A 16,978-nucleotide genomic window follows, 5' to 3' on the forward strand; every position below is an offset into this window, starting at 1 on the left:
GTGGCCCAGAACACGACAGGCGGAAGGTGGATCGACGTGGTTGACCTCAAGAAGGGCGCGCGTATCACCGGAAACACGCGGGACAAGCTGGCCGCCGACTTGAAGAAGAAGTACGAGAAGGGTGCGAGTATTCGCTCCCTGGCCGAGTCGACGGGTCGCTCCTACGGATTCGTGCACCGGGTGCTGTCCGAATCCGGGGTCCAGTTGCGTGGCCGGGGTGGTGCCACGCGGGTCAAGAAGAAGTAGAACGCGACCTCCGCGCGCCGTCCTCAGGCGCGGAGGTCCCGGTCGATCGGGTGCGAGGCGGGCCGTGGTGCAGACTGCGGCGTAGCACGAGCATCGCGCCGAGCAGGACGACCGGATACACGAGGTACCCGAATCTCGTCGCCGGGGTCAGCAGCGTGAAAGCGCCGAGACCGACGGCGATGCGGAGCATGGCGTCCGCACCGTCGACGGGGGGCCGGCGCAGCAGCCACCACAGGACCGCGGCCCCGGCAAGGCCGAGCAGCACGAAGGCGACGATCCTGCCCGCCTCGCCCGTCGAGGCGATGAGATGACCCGGCAGCGGGCTCGCCGCCGGTGAGGTGACCGCGCCGAGTCCGGTCGGGAACTTCAGCACGTGCTCGACGAACGCGGCGGGGTGGACGAGCAGCACCGGCACGTTGACGAGACCACAGGTACCGACGAATGCTCCCGTGAACCTGGCCAGCGCGCCCGCGCCGAGCCTGGCGCAGACGAGCACGCCCACGACCACGGCCGCGGGCAGCACGGTCAACTTGGCGCTCGTCGCCAGCGCGAGCACGAGTGCCGCCCACAGCGGGCGATCCACCGCGGCCAGGGTGCAGCCCAGGATGAGCAGTCCCGTCATGGCCAGATCGGGGCCGGCGGTCGCCCACGTGAGCGCCGTCAGCGGGAAGACCGCGGCCAGTTGCGCCGCGCGTACCGGAATGCCGGGCCGGCCGAGCAGCCGCCACGCACCCCAGGCGCACAGCACGGCGGTCAGGGCGAACATCAGCCGTGCATCGGTGAGCAGATCGCCGACCGGGGTGCCGCCGAACCACGCCCGCGGCAGGCCGAACACGGGCATGGCCGGGCCGTAGGGCGTGAAGTCGTCGACGACCGGCGGCCGTCCGAGTGCCGTCACGTCGACGTACGGGGTCCCGGTGGACGTCAGCAGCCCTGCCGAGCGTTCGATCACCCACACCTCGGGCTGTGCGGCCCAGCGGTTCGGGTCGGGGGACCAGTCGCCGCCGGACAGTCGGCGCGCGAGCAGTGCGACCAGCGGTGCGAGCATCCCGACCACGCCGACGATGGCGACGCCGATCCAACGCGAGCGCAGCCGGGCCCCGCGGGGCGGTCGTTCGGCGCGCGCGGCCAGGTGCTCCGAGATCGCCAGCCCGATGCTGTGCGCGAGCGCCGCGCCGTAGGCGACGGCGGCGAACACGGCCCAGACCCGGAAGCCGTAGTGCTTGTCGGTGAGCGCGAGGGCGACGGCGTAGGCGGTGCACACCGCGTACAGCACGAGATCCAGTCGCACCGGACGATACGGCGGCCGGCCGGGTGGACCCTCGGCCCAGCTGGCACGTACCCACTCCGGGACGAGGCGGCTCCCCATGACGTGTCAGGTTAGGTGACGGCGCGCAGGCCCTGAACGGCAGTGGGGGATGCGGTAGGAGGTTCGGACACCGAATCGGGAAGGATCATCATGGCCGGCGCGTTGTGCTGGGCAGACAGGGTCGAAACCTCCTCCATGCTCGAGGTTTCGTGCCGGGGAGTGGCGGGGAAGGGCGGAGACCGATGGACGGCACCTGGACGTTGATGAACGGGGCGATGCGCGCCGCGGACGCTCCCAAGGGACTACGGAAGGGCACCGTGCGCCGGGTGGCGGTGTTCGCCCGGCCGCACTGGCGGCGGTTGATCGTGTTCCTCGGTCTGACCGTGGTGTCGGCGGTGATCGCCGTGTCGACGCCGCTGCTGGCCGGACGGGTGGTCGACGCCATCGTCGGCGGGGACGGCGCCGACGCCGTGCGGGTCGTCGTGTGGTTGGCGTTGGCGATCGCGGGGCTCGCACTGGCCGATGCGGCCGTCGGGCTGGCGGAACGGTGGCAGTCGGCGCACATCGGCGAGGGGCTGATCTACGACCTGCGCAGGGCGGTGTTCGAGCACGTCCAGCGGATGCCGGTCGCCTTCTTCACGCGCACCCGCACCGGCGCGCTGGTCAGCAGGCTCAACAACGACGTGATCGGCGCCCAGCGCACGTTCACCGCCACGTTGTCCGGGCTGGTGACCAACGTGATCCAGCTGGTGCTGTCGGTCGCGGTGATGCTCACGCTGTCCTGGCAGATCACGCTGCTGGCACTGGTGCTGTTGCCGGTGTTCGTGATCCCGGCCCGCCGCATCGCGCGCCGGATGGCGGATCTGCAACGCGAGTCGGCCGAGCAGAACGCGTCGATGACGACCCAGATGACCGAGCGGTTCTCCGCGCCGGGTGCGACGTTGGTGAAGCTGTTCGGCCGCCCCCGGGTGGAGGCCGACGAGTTCGCCGAGCGCGCCGGACGGGTCCGCGACATCGGCGTGCGCACCGCGATGCTCACCCGCTGGTTCCTGACAGGTCTGACGTTGGTGTCGGCGCTCGCGCTGGCCCTGGTCTACGGCCTCGGCGGGTGGCTGGCGCTGGAGGGCGACCTCGCCGCGGGCACCGTGGTGTCCCTCGCGCTGCTGCTGACGCGCCTCTACACACCGCTGACGGCGCTGGCCAACGTGCGGGTGGACATCATGACGGCGCTCGTGTCGTTCGAGCGGATCTTCGAGGTGCTCGACCTCGACCCGATGATCACCGAGAAGCGCGATCCGGCGCGGCTGCCCTCCGGCGGGGTGTCGGTCGAGTTCGACGACGTGCGCTTCGGCTATCCCGCACCCGATGCGTACTCGCTGGCCTCGCTCGAGGAGGTGGCGACCGTCGACCACCGCGGCGGTGAGGAGGTGCTGCACGGGGTGAGCTTCCGCGCCGATGCCGGCGAGATGGTCGCCCTCGTCGGCCCGTCCGGCGCGGGCAAGTCGACCATCGCGGGCCTGGTGCCGCGGCTCTACGACGTCGACGCCGGGGCGGTGCGCCTGGGCGGGGTCGACGTGCGCGACCTCGGTTTCGACAGCCTCAAGACCACCGTCGGCGTCGTCACCCAGGACGGCCACCTGTTCCACGACACCATCCGCGCCAACCTCGAGTACGCCCGGCCCGGGGCCACCGATGAGGAGATCACCGCGGCGCTCGCACGGGCCCGGCTGGACGCGCTGGTCCGGTCGCTGCCCGACGGACTGGACACGGTCGTCGGCGAACGCGGCTACCGGCTCTCCGGCGGTGAGCGGCAGCGGTTGACGATCGCGCGGTTGTTGTTGGCGCGGCCCCAGGTCGTCGTGCTCGACGAGGCCACCGCCCATCTGGACTCCGAGTCCGAGGTGGCCGTGTCGGAGGCGCTGAACGAGGCGCTCGACGGGCGGACGTCACTGGTGATCGCGCACCGGCTGTCGACGATCAGGCCGCCGATCGCATCGTCGTGGTCGTGGACGGGAGCGTCGCCGAACAGGGCACCCACGACGAGCTGCTCGCCGCCGAGGGGAAGTACGCGCAGCTGTACCGTACGCAGTTCAGCGAGGGCGATGCGGAGACGGCGTCCGACGGGCACGGGTTCGAGGGACAGGCGGAGGACGGTGCGGATGCCGAACCGGCGGCGGTCTGACGAGTGGGCCGACCGGGCCGAGTCGCCCGTGCTGCGAACGGTCCGGTCCCGGAGCCGCCGCCCGGTGGCCGCGGTGCTGGTGCTGCACGGCGGCGCCGAGCACGGCCTCGACCCGGTGCCGCCGTGGCGCGCGGCGTACCTGCGCATGGTGCCGTTCGCCCGGGCCCTGGTCTCGACCTACGGTCGCCTCGGCGTCGACGTGCACCTGCTGCGCAACCGGGTCCGGGGGTGGAACGAACCGGAGCGGCAGCCCGTGGCCGACGCGCGGTGGGCGCTCGAGCGCATCCGCGAGGTCACCCCGGACGTGCCGCTCGTGCTCGTGGGGCACTCGATGGGCGGCCGGGTCGCGCTGCGGGTCGCCGACGCGACGGCGTCGCCGGGGTGTGCGCGCTCGCGCCCTGGACACCGGAGGGCGAACCCGTCGAGCCGGTGCGCGGGCGCACGGTTCTCATCGCCCACGGCACCGACGACGTGCGGACCAGGCCGGAGGCGTCGCTGGCCTACGCCACCCGGGCCGAGCCGGTCGCGGCGCGACTGGCCAGGGTCGAGCTCGCGGGGGAGCGGCACGCGATGCTGCGCAGACCCGCGATGTGGCGCCGGCTCGTGGTCGACGTCACCGCCCGGGCCCTGAACGCCCGCCCGCCCGGCGAGGGCCCGGCGACCGCGCGGGGCGTCGAATTGCCGGGTGCCGTCGACGCACTCGACCGGGTGTGGTGTGATCCTGCTCCCGGACGCCTGTCGATCTCGCTCTAGAAGCGGGGCAGAACGGTCACGCGCCCGGCACCATCGGTGGATCGGACAACCGACACGGGGCTCCATACGTCGCTCACACCGGAGTGTGCGGTTTAGTGGAAGCCACCACACGGCGCGTAGCGACGGACGAGACAGGACGGACCGGGAGACGCCATGACGCAGGGCGGACAGTACGGCGGGGGATGGCCGGAGGGTCGGCCGCCGCACGGGCGGCAGCGTCCGCCGGGTCCTCCGGGCGGCCCCGGCGGTCCGGGAGGCCCTGGCGGGCGGGGCGGCCCGGGCCCGGGCGGTCCGGGTGGCCCCCGTGATCCGCGGCGTCCGCGCGGTCCGCGCGAACACCAGCAGGCGCAGATGATGCCGGTGCCCGGCAGCGAGCGGGCGCGGCAGCGGCCGCAGCAGACCCGGGTTGCACCGCCGCCGCGGGACGTGCCTCCGGAGGAGCCGCCCCCACCTCCGCCGCGACGTCCGAAGGGTCGCCGGCGCCGGTGGTCGTTCGGCAAGGTCCTCGGCGTGTTCGCGCTGGTCATCCTGTTGCTGCTCGGCGCGGTGTGGGCCTACCTCGACTTCTCCATCAACCGGATCAACGCGCTCGAGGACTACGAGGGCCGTCCGGCGGCCGCTGAGGGCACGAACTGGCTGATCGTCGGCTCGGACTCGCGGGAGGGGCTCGACGCCGACCAGCGCGAGTCGTTGGCCACCGGCGATTCGGGCGGCGACCGCACCGACACGATGATGATCGCCCATCTGCCGGACAACGACACGAAGCCGACGTTGCTGAGCCTGCGCGGGACTCGATCGTCGAGATCCCCGGCCACGGCAGCGGCAAGATCAACTCGGCGTTCGCGATCGGCGGGGCGCCGCTGCTGTCGCGGACCGTGGAGCAGGCCACGGGGCTGCACATCGACCACTACGCGGAGATCGGCTTCGGCGGCTTCGCCGGGATGGTCGATGCCATGGGCGGCGTCGAGATGGACATCGAGCAGGAGATGCACGACCCGATGACGGGCCTGACGATCCCGGAGGCCGGCAGAAGCTCGACGGTGCGCAGGCCCTCGGGTTCGTCCGGATGCGCTACAGCTCGGCGACCCCGCGTTCCGACCTGGACCGGGTCATGAACCAGCGGCGGTTCATCGGCGAGATGGTGAGCCAGATGGCCAGTCCCAGCACGTTCCTGAACCCGTTCCGGGCCGTGCCGTTGCTGGCCGAGGCGCCCGACGCGTTGACGATCGACGACGACGACCACCTGCACCACCTGGTGAAACTGGCGTGGGCGATGCGCGGCATCTCCAGCGGCGGCGTGGTCAGCACGACGATGCCGACCACGAGCGCGTCCGCGGAGTACTGGGACGACGAACTGTCCGGTGCGCTGCTCGACGCGCTGCGCAACGACACGGAGATCCCGGAGAACGTGATCGTGGAATGACGGCCGGCGGCCTGGCCGCCGGCCGTCATCCGACGGCGGTGGTCAGGACCGCGCGCGCAGGACCTCGAGTGCCTTGTCGGCGTGCACCGACATCCGCAGTTCGCTCTTGATGACCGACAGGACGCGCCGGTCGGTGTCGATGACGAACGTGTGCCGCTTCGTCGCGAGTGGTCCGAACGACCGGCTCGCACCGAACTGGCGTGCCACGGTGCCGTCGGCGTCGGACAGCAGCGGGAAGCCGAGGCCGTGGGCCTCGTCGAAGGTGTGCTGCTTGGCCACCGCGTCCCGGCTGATACCGACTCGCTGGGCCCCGACGGCGGCGAACTCCGTTGCCAGATCCCGGAAATGGCACGTCTCGGCGGTGCAGCCGGGGGTCATGGCCGCCGGGTAGAACAGCAGCACCACGGGTCCGCTCTCGAGGAAACCGAGAAGCGACCGATCGGTGCCGGTCTGATCGGGCAGGGTGAAATCGGGGGCGTACTCGTCCTGTTTCATTGCCGATCAGCCTGTCACGTGTGGGCGTAGCGCTCGTCGAGGACGGTGCGGATCTCGGCAGCGGTGGCGATGCCGCCGTAGTGCTTGCCGCGGCCGGCGAAGATGCCGACGTCGCGCAGCCTGCGGGCATGGGCCGCGTTGCGCACACCGTCGGCACCCATGCGTTTGATGCCGAGTTCGCGGGATCGTTCGAGCAGGGCGTGCAGGTGGGCGCGCGCGTTGTCGGCCTCGGTGCCCTCGGCGGCGAGGCCGTCGACGAGCGGACCGGACAGGATGGCGAACCCGACCGGCAGCTTGTGGGTGTGGACCAGCTCGAGGTCCGACGCCCCCGAGATCGCCAGGGTGATCTTGACGTCGAGGTCGGCGAGCACCGACAGGGTGTCGAGGACCTCGCCGCGCGGGTCGAACAGGGCGAGGCTGTCGGTGCAGATGCGGAGCTTCTGCGCGGGCAGGCCGGTCTCGTCGAGCAGCCGCCGGATGATCCGCACCAGGTTGGGGTCGACGGCGAGCCGGGTGGGCAGCCGCACGCACAGGTCGGGTGCACTGGGGAACGTGCTGTACCAGGCGGCCGCGTCGCCCATGGCCTGCGACAGCAACAGACTGCCGAGTGCCGGTGTCATGCCCGTGGTGTCGGCGAGCGGGAAGAACTCGGAGCCGTCGAGCTTGCCGTGCCGAGGGTGCTCCCAGCGCAGCACGGCGTTGACGACGGCAATCTGGTTGCTGCCGTCGAGCGTGACGGTGGGCTCGTAGTCGACGATGAACTCGCCGTTCTCCATGCCGCCGCCGATTCCGGCCCCGATGCCGTAGCGCCTGCGGTCGCCCTCGTCCAGCTCGGGTTCGTACAGCATCCACTGCGCGCGCCCGGCTTCCTTGGCCCGGTGCAGGGTGATCTCGGCGGCGCGTTGGATCTCGTCGGGGTTGCTGGAACCGGCCTCCTGCACGACGATGCCGGCGCTGATGCTGACGGCGACGCCGGTCTCGCCGACGTAGACGGGTTCGGCGAGTTCGGCCATGGCCTCCTCGACGAGGGCGATGACGTCGGCCGCGGTGATGTACCCGCCGACGAGGACGCCGAAGCCGTCGCCGGCGAGCCGCGCGACGACCGTGTTGGGCCCGTTGAAGACCGACTCGATCCTGCCGGCCGCATGCCGCAGCACCGTGTCGGCCGCGCCGGGGCCGAGCCCGTCGTTGACGACCTTGAAGCCGTCGATGTCGAGGTAGATCACCGCGACCCGGTGGTCGCCGACGGCACCGAGCCATGTCTCGAGGGTCGTCAGGAAGCTGCCCGAGTTGGGCAGGCCGGTCAGTTGGTCGTGGATGTTCTGGCGGCGCAGGGTCTCGCGCAGCAGGTGGAGCTCGTCGATGTTCTCGGCGAGCAGGATCGGGTGCATGCGCTCGCCGTCGGAGCTCGGCAGCGTCGTGACGGTGACGTTGGTCAGCACGGCACTGTCGGCCCCGACCCCGAGGTTGACCTGTTCGCGGCGGCGGGCTCGGCCGTCCTCGGCGAGATCGTCGAGGGCGGTGCGGAGCGCGGCGGTGCCGCGGTGGTCGGTGGTGAGTTCGGTGAGGGCCCGCCCGACGAGCGTGTCGATGTCGGTCTCGAGCATGTCCAGCATCGCCGGGTTGACGTCGAGGATCGCGCCGTCGGCGTCGGCCAGCGCCACGCCGCTGGGGGACGCGGCGTAGAGGGCGGCGAAGCGCTCCACGGCGGAGTCGTGCGTGACCCGGCAGTGGCCGGCGGCGGCATCGGCCGCCTCGGACACGGCCGAACGCACCAGCCGTTCCAGTTCGGCGCGGGGCACGGCGTCTCCGGCCGCGGCGGCGATCTCCGCGGCCCAGCGGCGGGTGATGTCGGACATCCCTGGTGCGTCACCAGGTTCGGGCACCGTGCACCTCTCTCAGCTGGCGTTGTCGTGCGACGTCGGCGTGCGACGTTGCTGCCGAGGTCAGCTGCCCCGACGCGCTGGACCCGGCCTGACCAGTCGAAAAGGCCGGCTCGCCCGTCCGCGCATCGGCGGTACACCGCTGAGTGCGCATTGCCGGTCGAGTCGGCCGAAAACGTTGCAAGACCATCATGATAGCTACGCTGTGTCCACCGTCTGTACGGGTGGTTCACGCGCCGTGGCCATCACACTGTGTGACCTTCGGCCGCCGGGACGGGTGGTGAGCTTCGGATTTCCGTCCCGGCGGTGCGAGTCTGGGTGTGCCTCGTCCGGCGTATTTCACTCCATGGGGTGCGCACTCGGATCACACCCGCGCTCCGAGCAGCGGCGCTCTCACGTATGCCCGTGTCACACCGGGTCGAGGCGCACGGGCAGTCCGCCGACGGGCACGGGCAACGAGACGTAGTCCCACTTGACCGAGTACCCGTCCGGCACGGAGATCCGGTAGCGGCGCACCATCTCGTGCAGCAGGGCCTTGGTCTCGAACATCCCGAAGTGCAGTCCGATGCACTTGTGCGCCCCGCCGCCGAACGGCATCCACGCGAACCGGTGCGACTTGTCCTCGCGCCGGTGCTCGGCGAAGCGCTCGGGGTCGAAGGTGTGCGGATCGCTCCAGCACGCCGGGTCGAAGTGGTTGACCGCCGGAGCCACGCCGACGAGCTGACCCTCGGGGATGTAGTGGCCCAGTACCTCGGTGCCGGTCACCGTCGTGCGTTGCAACGACGGCACGGGAGCCACGAGCCGCAGCGCCTCCTTGATGACGAGCTCCAGCGACTCGAGCGTGTCGAGTGCCGCCGTGTCGGGATAGTCGTCGCCGAGTGCCAGGGATTCCGCGCGGACGCGTTCCTGCCACTCGGGGTGCTTGGCGAGGTAGTAGGCCGCCGCGGTGGAGGTGATGGTCGTCGTGTCGTGCGCGGCCATCATCAGGAAGATCATGTGGTTGACGACGTCCTCGTCGCCGAACCGCTCGCCGTCCGGCGTGGTGGCGTGGCACAGGGCGGAGAACAGGTCGTTGCCGTCGCCCGCGCGTTTGGCGGGCAGGTTCTCGGCGAAGTAGCGCTCCAGGAGTTTGCGGCCCTCCAGCCCCGCGCGCCAACGCCCGCCCGGCACGGGGGCGCGCACGAGCGCCGTGCCCGCGCGCACGCACGCGACGAACGCGCGGTTGATCGCGCGGGCCTCCTCGTCGCTGCGCATGTCCATGAACACGCGGGTGGCCACGTCGAGGGTGAGCTGTTTGAGCGCCGAGTACAGCCGCGGATTGCGCGGCCACGCGGCGACGCCCTCCCGCAACGTCGGGCCCATGCTCGCGACGTATCCCTCGAGCCGCTCGCGCGTGAAGGCGTCCTGCATGATCCGCCGGTGCATGCGGTGCTCGTCGAAGTCCAGCAGCATGAGCCCGCGGTGGAAGAACGCGTCGATGAAGAACTCCCAGCCCGCCTGGGAGAACGCCTTGTCCTTGTTGACCAACGCGGCCTGCGTGGCGTCCGCGCCGGTGAGGGTGACGATGCGGCGGCCGAACGCGCCGGACCACGACACCGGTCCGTAGCGATGGAACCGCTCCAGTGCGAAGTCGACACCGAAGCGCATCTGCGTGAGGGTGTTGCCGACGACGGGGGGACCCGCATCGCCGAGAACCGGGTGCAGGCCGCTGCCGGCCGGCGGCGCGGCGAGCACCTCGGACGGCCAGCGTTGCCGCAACAGCCGTTCGTCCACGGCCGCGGGCAGTGGCAGGGCGGTGAGCGGTGGCACCCGTTCCCGGACGACGGTGCCTGCGGTGTTGATCGCGCTGCCGATGGCGTTGCTCGCGGCGTCGCGGAGACCTCGGACGGAGCGGACCGGTGTGACGGCCATGGGTGAATCATCTCCTCGTCGAGACGTTCCTCAACCGTGCATGATGCGCCGGTGGGCGGACAAGGACGTTCCTCCCGCCGGACGTACGGGTTATGCGGTGACCTCCTCGCTCGTTCCCGGTGTCGCTGCGGCGATTCCGGTGGTGTCATCCCTGGAAGAACCGGCCCCGGTGGTGTCGCCTCTGCTGACGACGCCGATCCGGAAGTCGGCCGGGTCGAGCGTCCGGGTGCGCAGGCGGTACTCGCGGGTGCGGCCGGGCCAGTTCGACACGACGCGGCCGTGGGCGTTGCGGTACCAGCTGTGGCACCGCGTCCACACCGACCGCGCGAGCCTGCTCTGCACCATCGCGTCCCAGGCGCGTTCGGCCTCGGGCCGAACGTCGAGGAACCGGCCCGGCCGGGCCGCGAGACGCTGCACGGCGGCGCGGACGTAGCGCGCCTGGCTCTCCAGCATGTACACGATCGAACCGCCGCCGAGGTTGGTGTTGGGCCCGTACATGAGGAACATGTTGGGAAATCCGGGGACCGTGATGCCCAGGTGCGCGCGGGCACCCTCGCTCCACGCCTCGGTGAGCTCCCGGCCCCGCAGGCCGCGGATCGTCATGGGCGCCAGCAGCTCGAGTGCCGCGAAGCCGGTGCCGTAGACGATGACGTCGACCTCGTGCTCGGTCCCGTCCGCGGTGCGGACGCCGCCGGGGGTGATCTCGGTGATGTCGTCGGTCACGAGGTCCACATTGGACTGCGTGATTGCGGGCAGGTAGTCGTTGCTGAACAGCACGCGCTTGCAGCCGAGGGTGTAGTCGGGGGTGAGTGCGGTCCGCAGCGCCGGATCCGCGACCTGTGTGCGCAGATGCCGCGCGGTCTGGAGTCGGAACACCGGGGTGAGTGCGGTCCACCGCGACATGCACGACTGGGCGAACTCGGTGTAGAGCCAGAAGCCGAACCGGTCGAGCTTCTGCAACGCGGGAACCGCGCGCAGGGGAGCGTGGTACCAGCGGTCGTAGGCGTGGTCGCGTCGCGGCAGGATGTGCTGGGCCGACCGTTGGAACACCGACAGGTGCGCGACCTTCGGCTGGATCTCCGGGACGAACTGGATCGCGCTGGCGCCGGTGCCGATCACCGCGACCCGCTTGCCCTCGAGGTCGCAGTCGTGGTTCCACTCGGCGGAGTGGAACGCGGTGCCGGTGAACTCGTCGATGCCGGGGATGTCCGGCATCGCCGGCCGGGACAGCTGGCCGACCGCGGGGATGAACGCGCTCGCCTCGAACAGTTCGGGCTCTCCCGCACCCGTGCCGGCGGTGGACACGCGCCAGCGGGCGGTCGTCTCGTCGAACTCCGCCTCGGTGACCTCCCGGCCGAAGCGGATGTGCCGGAGGATGTCGAAATCGCGTGCGACCCGCTGCAGATACGCCTGGATGTCGGGCTGCAGGGCGTAGCGGCGGGGCCAGCGCGGTGTGTGGGCGAACGAGAACGAGTAGAGCGGCGACGGCACGTCGCAGCCGGCGCCGGGATAGGTGTTCTCGCGCCAGACCCCGCCGAGATCGTCGGCCTTCTCGAGGATCACGAAGTCGTCGATGCCGCGGCGTCGCAGTTCGATGGCGATGGCGAGGCCGCCGAAGCCGGCTCCGACGATGAGCGCGGTGCTGCGAGTGGTCATGCTCGCAATGTAGGGACGCGGCGTGGGCGCGCCCATCGCAGCGGCGGACAGAATGTTGATATTTTCGGCCATGTGGCGGGTTGGGACTTTCCTCGCGGTGTGGCGAGCGTGGTGCTGCTGGCCGGGCTCGCGACGAGCTCGGCCGGTCTCGGCACGACATCCTGCGCGGCAGCGGTCTGGACCCGGCGGTACTGGACGATCCGCACGCGCACGTGTCGGCCGATCAGGAACTGGCCGTCGTGCGCAACCTCGTGGCGACCTGCGCTGCCGGCTCCGCCCCGGCCGGCGCACAGCCCTTGCGGGATCCGCGGCTGCGGGACCCGGGGCTGCTGGGCCTCGAGGCGGGCACCCGGTACCACGCGACGTCCTACGGCATCTGGGGTTACGCGGTCACCAGCTGCGCGACCGTGCGGCAGGCGGTCGAACTGGCGCTGCGGTACGTGGAGTTGACCCACGTCTTCTGCATCCCGGAGCTGCGCACGGACGGTCCGCTCGCGGAACTGCACTGCCGCACCGACGACGTCCCCGCGGATGTGCGCAGCTTCCTGGCGGCGCGGGATGTGGCCGCGATCGCCACGCTCGTACGCGAACAGGCGGCGGCGGAGCTGCTGCCCACCGCGATCACGCTCGCCGCGCCCGCGCCGCCGGACCCCGAACCGTACCGCGCCGTGCTGGGCGTCGTCCCCGAATTCGGCGACACCACGCGGATCACGTTCCCGCACGCGGTCCTCGACCACCCGATGCCGCAGGCCAACGAGCACAATCTCGCATTGTGCGAACGGCAGTGCCGCGAGGTGCTCGAGGCGCGCAGGCGCGCCACGGCGACGGCGACGCTCGTGCGCCGGGTGCTGACCGAGCAGGGACCCGCGTTGGGTATGGCCGAGGTGGCCGCGACGCTGTCGATGACCGTACGCACGCTGCGTCGCCGGCTCGCCGACGAGGGAGTCGGGTTCCGGTCGCTCGTCGACCGGGTCCGCCGCGAGCGCGCCGATCAGCTCCTGGCCGGCGAGGCGATGACGGTCGAACAGGTCGCCCAACGGCTCGGCTACAGCGAGGCCTCGAGCTTCATCCACGCCTTCACCCGTTGGCACGGCATGTCGCCGCGCGAGTTCAGGCGCCGAACCGGATCTGCGCGTCGGCCAGGTGGGCGCTGAGCAGGGGAGTGCGGTCCGCGAGATAGCCGAGCGGACCGTCCGGGTTGATGTTCCACGCCGCCGAGGCGGCCCGGGGCCGGGCGAGCGTGCTGACCGCCGAGGTGAGCGGGCTCCCGCGGCTTCCTGCTGGACGGCGAAGGCCGCGGGCAGGCGCAGAGGAGGTCCGGGACGCGGGGAGAACGCCGCCGTCGCGATCCAGTCGTCCTGCGTTCCGGCCGTCGCGGTGAACGCGCGTCCGTCGGTGAACTCCAGTTCGGCCAGGTCCTTGGGAATCGCCCACAGCGCGCGGCCGCCGGCGAGCGATTCCGGGCTGTCCACCCAGATCTCGGTGACCGTGGCGGTGGGCGTGAGCCCGGCGCGCACGGCGACGGCGGCGAGCAGCTCGTGGTAGGCTATCTGGCCCGAGGGCAGATAGTCGAACCAGGCCGTGAACACGAAGGCGGTCGATCCGACGGTCACCGGCGTCGCGGTGCCGGGCAGCCGCGGGATGTCGGCGGCCGGAACCGTCCACAGTGACAGGTAGGCGTTCGCCGTCAGGTTCCACGGCGCAGGCGGATACTCCACGACATTGTGCGTACGGGGTTGCTGGCGGTCTGTCAACAGCGTAACAATGATCATGCGCGCCCCGCGGCGGTCGACGCTGTCGATCTCCGGGCACCCGGTTCGGGCAGGCGTGCACAGCGGGTCGTCGACGAGGAGGTACCCGGTGGTCGATCTCGACGGGATCCTGAGCGATCTCGAGGCCGAAAGCGGCGATCTCGACGTGCTCGTCGCCCGGCTTCCGGACGCGGGGTGGCAGCGGCCGACGCCGGCGCCGGGATGGACCGTCGCGCACCAGATCGCTCATCTGCTGTGGACGGACGAGAAGTCGCTGATCGCCGCGCGCACCCCCGACGAGTTCGACGCCGAACGGCACCGCGCGTTCGCCGCGGGCGAGAACTTCGTCGACGAGGGCGCCCAGGAGCTCGCCCGCCTCGAACCGACCGAACTGCTGCGCCGCTGGCGCGCGGGCAGGGCCGAGCTGCAGGCGGCGCTCGCCGCGGTACCCGCGGGACGGAAGCTGCCGTGGTACGGCCCCGACATGAGCCCGGCGTCGATGGCGACCGCGCGCATGATGGAGACCTGGGCGCACGCGCAGGACGTCGCCGACGCACTCGAGGTCGGCCGGACACCCACCGCACGATTGCGGCACATCGCGCGGCTCGGCGTGCGCACCCGCGACTTCGCCTTCGCCGTGCACGACCGCACACCCCCGGCCGAGGAGTTCCGGGTCGAGCTCACGGCGCCCGACGGCACGACGTGGGCGTTCGGCCCGGACGAGGCCGCGGAGCGGGTGAGCGGCAGCGCCCTCGACTTCTGCCTGCTGGTCACACAACGCCGGAACCGCGCCGACACCGACCTCGTCGCGACCGCCGGCGCGAGGAGTGGCTCGGCATCGCGCAGGCGTTCGCCGGCCCACCCGGCGCGGGCAGGCAGCCGCAGGGGAGCGGGTCGTGACGGCGCCGACCGACCCGCTGCAGACGCCCGAGCGGATCGAACTGCGCAGGACGGTGCGCCGCTTCGTGGAGCGAGAGGTGCTGCCGCACCTCGACACCTGGGAGGCCGACGGCGAGCTGCCGCGCGAGCTGCACCGCACGGCCGGTGCGCTCGGCCTGCTCGGGGTGGCGCTGCCGGAGTACGCGGGCGGCGGTGGCGGGGACTTCCTCGACGCGCTCGTGGTGACCGAGGAGATCCATCACGCGGGCGGTTCGGGCGGTCTGGTCGCGTCGCTGCTGACCTGCGGCATCGCCGTGCCGCACATGGCGGCCGCCGGTGACGCCCACCAACTGGAGCGGTGGGTCCGGCCGGCGCTCGCGGGCGAGAAGGTGTGCTCGTTGGCGATCACCGAGCCCGACGGCGGGTCCGACGTCGCCGGGATCCGCACGACGGCCCGGCGGGAGGGCGACGAGTACGTCGTCAACGGCGCCAAGACGTTCATCACGTCCGGCTGCCGCGCGGACTTCGTCACCACCGCCGTGCGCACCGGCGAGGACGGGGCGCACGGTCTGTCGTTGATCGTCGTCGAGAAGGGCACTCCCGGACTGACGGTCGGCCGCAAGCTGGACAAGATGGGCTGGCGCTGCTCCGACACCGCGGAACTGTCGTATTCGGACGTCCGGGTGCCCGCGGCCAACCTCGTCGGCGCCGAGGGAAGCGGCTTCGCCCAGATCGCGGCGCAGTTCGTCGGTGAGCGGCTGTCGCTGGCCGTGCAGGGGTACGCGACCGCGCAGCGCGCGCTGGACGTGACGCTCGAATGGTGCCGGACGCGGGAGACCTTCGGCCGTCCGCTGATCTCCCGGCAGCTCGTGCAGCACACACTCACCGAGATGGCGCGGAGGGTCGACGTCGCGCGGACGTACACGCGCGAGATCGCCCGGCGGCACGCGGCCGGCGAGGAGGTCACGGCCGAGGCGTGCTTCGCCAAGAACACCGCCGTCGAGACCGGCGAATGGGTCGTCAACGAGGCCGTCCAGCTGCACGGTGGTCTCGGTTACATGGCCGAGTCCGAAGTGGAGCGGCACTACCGTGACGTGCGCATCCTCGGCATCGGCGGCGGCACGACCGAGATCCTCACCGGCCTGGCGGCGAAGCGGCTCGGCTACACCGGCTGACCGTCCACCCACGCGAGAAGCCGTTACCCGAAAAGCAGTGCAACAGTCCCCTGGAGGCAGTGCCATGACGGTGTCGACGCCGTTCACCGAATCCGACGAACGACTGGCGCTCCGCCGAGCCGTGGCCGACCTGGCCGCCGGCTACGGCCACGAGTACTACGTCGAACGTGCCCGCTCCGGCGGATCGACCACGGAACTGTGGACGGAGGCGGGCGACCTCGGCTACCTCGGCGTCGCGGTGCCGGAGGCCTACGGCGGCGGGGGCGGCGGGATCGGCGATCTGGCCGCGGTGTGCGAGGAGTTCTGCGCCGCGGGAACCCCGCTGCTGCTGATGGTCGTCTCGCCGGCCATCTGCGCGACGGTGATCGCCCGCTACGGCACCGACGAGCAGCGCGCACGGTGGCTGCCGGGGTTCGCCGACGGCAGCGTGCGCATGGCGTTCGGCATCACCGAACCGGACGCCGGGTCGAACTCGCACCGCATCACCACGACGGCCGCCCGGGACGGCGCCGACTGGATCCTCAACGGGCAGAAGGTGTTCGTGTCCGGTGTGGACGACGCCGACGCGGTGCTGGTAGTCGGCCGCACCGAGGACGCCCGCACCGGCAAGCTCAAGCCGGTGCTGTTCGTCGTCCCGACCGACACCCCGGGGTTCGAGTACCGCGAGATCCCGATGGACCTCGTGTCGGCCGATCGGCAGTTCGGCCTGTTCCTCGACGACGTGCGACTGCCCGCCGAGGCGCTCGTGGGCTCGGAGGACGCGGCGCTGGCGCAGCTGTTCGCGGGGCTGAATCCCGAGCGGATCATGGGGGCCGCCTTCTCGGTGGGCATCGCCCGCTACGCGCTCGACAAGGCCGCCGCCTACGCGAACCAGCGCAGCGTGTGGGGCGCGCCGATCGGCTCGCACCAGGGCATCGCCCATCCGCTCGCCGAGGTGAAGATCGAGACCGAGCTGGCCAAGTTGATGTACCAGAAGGCCGCCGCCCTGTACGACGCCGGCGACGACGGGGGAGCGGGCGAGGCGGCGAACATGGCCAAGTACGCCGCCGCCGAGGCCGCGACGAGGACCGTCGACCAGGCCGTGCAGACGCACGGCGGCAACGGCCTGGCGTCGGAGTACGGGCTCGGCAGCCTGCTCGGTGCCGTGCGGGTCGGCCGCATCGCGCCGGTGAGCCGGGAGATGATCCTGAACTTCGTCGCCCAGCACAGCCTCGGGCTGCCGAAGTCGTACTGACTCCCCGCCCGCTCCGGCGCCGGCACCCGATGGCGCCGGCGCCGGAGCCGGCCCTGGTGCTGGAGGTGAGCGGTTGCTTAG

10 protein-coding genes and 4 pseudogenes are annotated in these 16,978 nt (G+C 71.6%); 8 read left to right on the forward strand and 6 right to left on the reverse strand.

Going from position 1 to position 16,978, the window contains the following annotated elements:
* Window positions 1-30: 30 nt before the first annotated feature.
* Entirely contained in the window at window positions 31-246 is a 216-nt protein-coding gene (locus BJF85_RS26125; RefSeq protein ID WP_255375947.1) for a helix-turn-helix domain-containing protein, read from the forward strand.
* Here BJF85_RS26125 and BJF85_RS26130 read toward each other — a convergent pair.
* Window positions 233-1,615 carry a glycosyltransferase 87 family protein gene (locus tag BJF85_RS26130; RefSeq protein ID WP_075850535.1) on the reverse strand — a complete coding sequence of 461 codons (1,383 nt, stop codon included), beginning with the start codon at window positions 1,613-1,615 and terminating at the stop codon, window positions 233-235. The genes BJF85_RS26125 and BJF85_RS26130 overlap by 14 nt on opposite strands.
* A gap of 182 nt (window positions 1,616-1,797) precedes the next feature.
* Here BJF85_RS26130 and BJF85_RS26135 point away from each other — a divergent pair.
* The 3 genes and pseudogenes from BJF85_RS26135 to BJF85_RS26150 all read left to right on the forward strand — a co-directional run bounded on the left by BJF85_RS26135 (window position 1,798) and on the right by BJF85_RS26150 (window position 5,913).
* Window positions 1,798-3,737 (forward strand): annotated as a pseudogene (locus tag BJF85_RS26135) (ABC transporter ATP-binding protein).
* The gene (locus tag BJF85_RS30840) at window positions 3,715-4,368 is read left to right on the forward strand and encodes an alpha/beta fold hydrolase (RefSeq protein ID WP_075850536.1); all 654 of its coding nucleotides are present in this window, start codon (window positions 3,715-3,717) and stop codon (window positions 4,366-4,368) included. The pseudogene BJF85_RS26135 and the gene BJF85_RS30840 overlap by 23 nt, the downstream one beginning before the upstream one ends.
* 473 nt (window positions 4,369-4,841) lie before the next feature.
* Window positions 4,842-5,913: pseudogene (locus tag BJF85_RS26150) on the forward strand (LCP family protein).
* Window positions 5,914-5,955: 42 nt separating this feature from the next.
* Here the strand turns inward: BJF85_RS26150 and BJF85_RS26155 are convergent.
* From BJF85_RS26155 to BJF85_RS26170, 4 genes are all read right to left on the reverse strand, one after another.
* Entirely contained in the window at window positions 5,956-6,408 is a 453-nt protein-coding gene (locus tag BJF85_RS26155; RefSeq protein ID WP_075850538.1) for a peroxiredoxin, read from the reverse strand.
* Window positions 6,409-6,422: 14 nt separating this feature from the next.
* Window positions 6,423-8,294, reverse strand: coding sequence for a diguanylate cyclase domain-containing protein (locus BJF85_RS26160; RefSeq protein WP_075850539.1), 1,872 nt, complete (start codon window positions 8,292-8,294; stop codon window positions 6,423-6,425).
* Window positions 8,295-8,699: 405 nt separating this feature from the next.
* A complete protein-coding gene (locus BJF85_RS26165; protein WP_083666715.1) occupies window positions 8,700-10,202 on the reverse strand; it encodes a cytochrome P450 in 1,503 nt (500 codons plus the stop codon).
* A 90-nt stretch (window positions 10,203-10,292) separates the two neighbouring features.
* Window positions 10,293-11,858: an NAD(P)/FAD-dependent oxidoreductase gene (locus tag BJF85_RS26170; RefSeq protein WP_083666721.1), complete on the reverse strand. Its 1,566-nt coding sequence runs from the start codon at window positions 11,856-11,858 to the stop codon at window positions 10,293-10,295.
* Between the two features lie 80 nt (window positions 11,859-11,938).
* On the opposite strand from BJF85_RS26170, the gene BJF85_RS26175 reads away from it, so the two are divergent.
* Window positions 11,939-13,012, forward strand: coding sequence for an AraC family transcriptional regulator (locus tag BJF85_RS26175; RefSeq protein WP_255375942.1), 1,074 nt, complete (start codon window positions 11,939-11,941; stop codon window positions 13,010-13,012).
* 183 nt (window positions 13,013-13,195) lie between these two features.
* Here BJF85_RS26175 and BJF85_RS26180 read toward each other — a convergent pair.
* Window positions 13,196-13,630, reverse strand: a pseudogene (locus BJF85_RS26180) (acetoacetate decarboxylase family protein); the annotation flags it as partial.
* An 88-nt stretch (window positions 13,631-13,718) separates the two neighbouring features.
* Here BJF85_RS26180 and BJF85_RS26185 point away from each other — a divergent pair.
* The 3 genes and pseudogenes from BJF85_RS26185 to BJF85_RS26195 all read left to right on the forward strand — a co-directional run bounded on the left by BJF85_RS26185 (window position 13,719) and on the right by BJF85_RS26195 (window position 16,897).
* Window positions 13,719-14,509: pseudogene (locus BJF85_RS26185) on the forward strand (TIGR03084 family metal-binding protein).
* Window positions 14,506-15,663, forward strand: coding sequence for an acyl-CoA dehydrogenase family protein (locus BJF85_RS26190; RefSeq protein ID WP_075850540.1), 1,158 nt, complete (start codon window positions 14,506-14,508; stop codon window positions 15,661-15,663). Before BJF85_RS26185 ends, BJF85_RS26190 begins: the two are co-directional and overlap by 4 nt.
* A 64-nt stretch (window positions 15,664-15,727) precedes the next feature.
* A complete protein-coding gene (locus BJF85_RS26195; protein ID WP_075850541.1) occupies window positions 15,728-16,897 on the forward strand; it encodes an acyl-CoA dehydrogenase family protein in 1,170 nt (389 codons plus the stop codon).
* The last annotated feature ends 81 nt before the right edge of the window (window positions 16,898-16,978 follow it).

Source organism: Saccharomonospora sp. CUA-673 (genome assembly GCF_001942305.1).
In the GTDB taxonomy this organism is placed as follows: domain Bacteria; phylum Actinomycetota; class Actinomycetes; order Mycobacteriales; family Pseudonocardiaceae; genus Prauserella.

What these genes read in the sequence shown, in the direction of transcription:
- BJF85_RS26195 (WP_075850541.1), top strand. Translation starts at nt 15,728, where the DNA reads ATGACGGTGTCGACGCCGTTCACCGAATCCGACGAACGACTGGCGCTC.
- BJF85_RS26155 (WP_075850538.1), bottom strand. Translation starts at nt 6,408, where the DNA reads ATGAAACAGGACGAGTACGCCCCCGATTTCACCCTGCCCGATCAGACC.
- BJF85_RS30840 (WP_075850536.1), top strand. Translation starts at nt 3,715, where the DNA reads ATGCCGAACCGGCGGCGGTCTGACGAGTGGGCCGACCGGGCCGAGTCG.
- BJF85_RS26165 (WP_083666715.1), bottom strand. Translation starts at nt 10,202, where the DNA reads ATGGCCGTCACACCGGTCCGCTCCGTCCGAGGTCTCCGCGACGCCGCG.
- BJF85_RS26170 (WP_083666721.1), bottom strand. Translation starts at nt 11,858, where the DNA reads ATGACCACTCGCAGCACCGCGCTCATCGTCGGAGCCGGCTTCGGCGGC.
- BJF85_RS26130 (WP_075850535.1), bottom strand. Translation starts at nt 1,615, where the DNA reads ATGGGGAGCCGCCTCGTCCCGGAGTGGGTACGTGCCAGCTGGGCCGAG.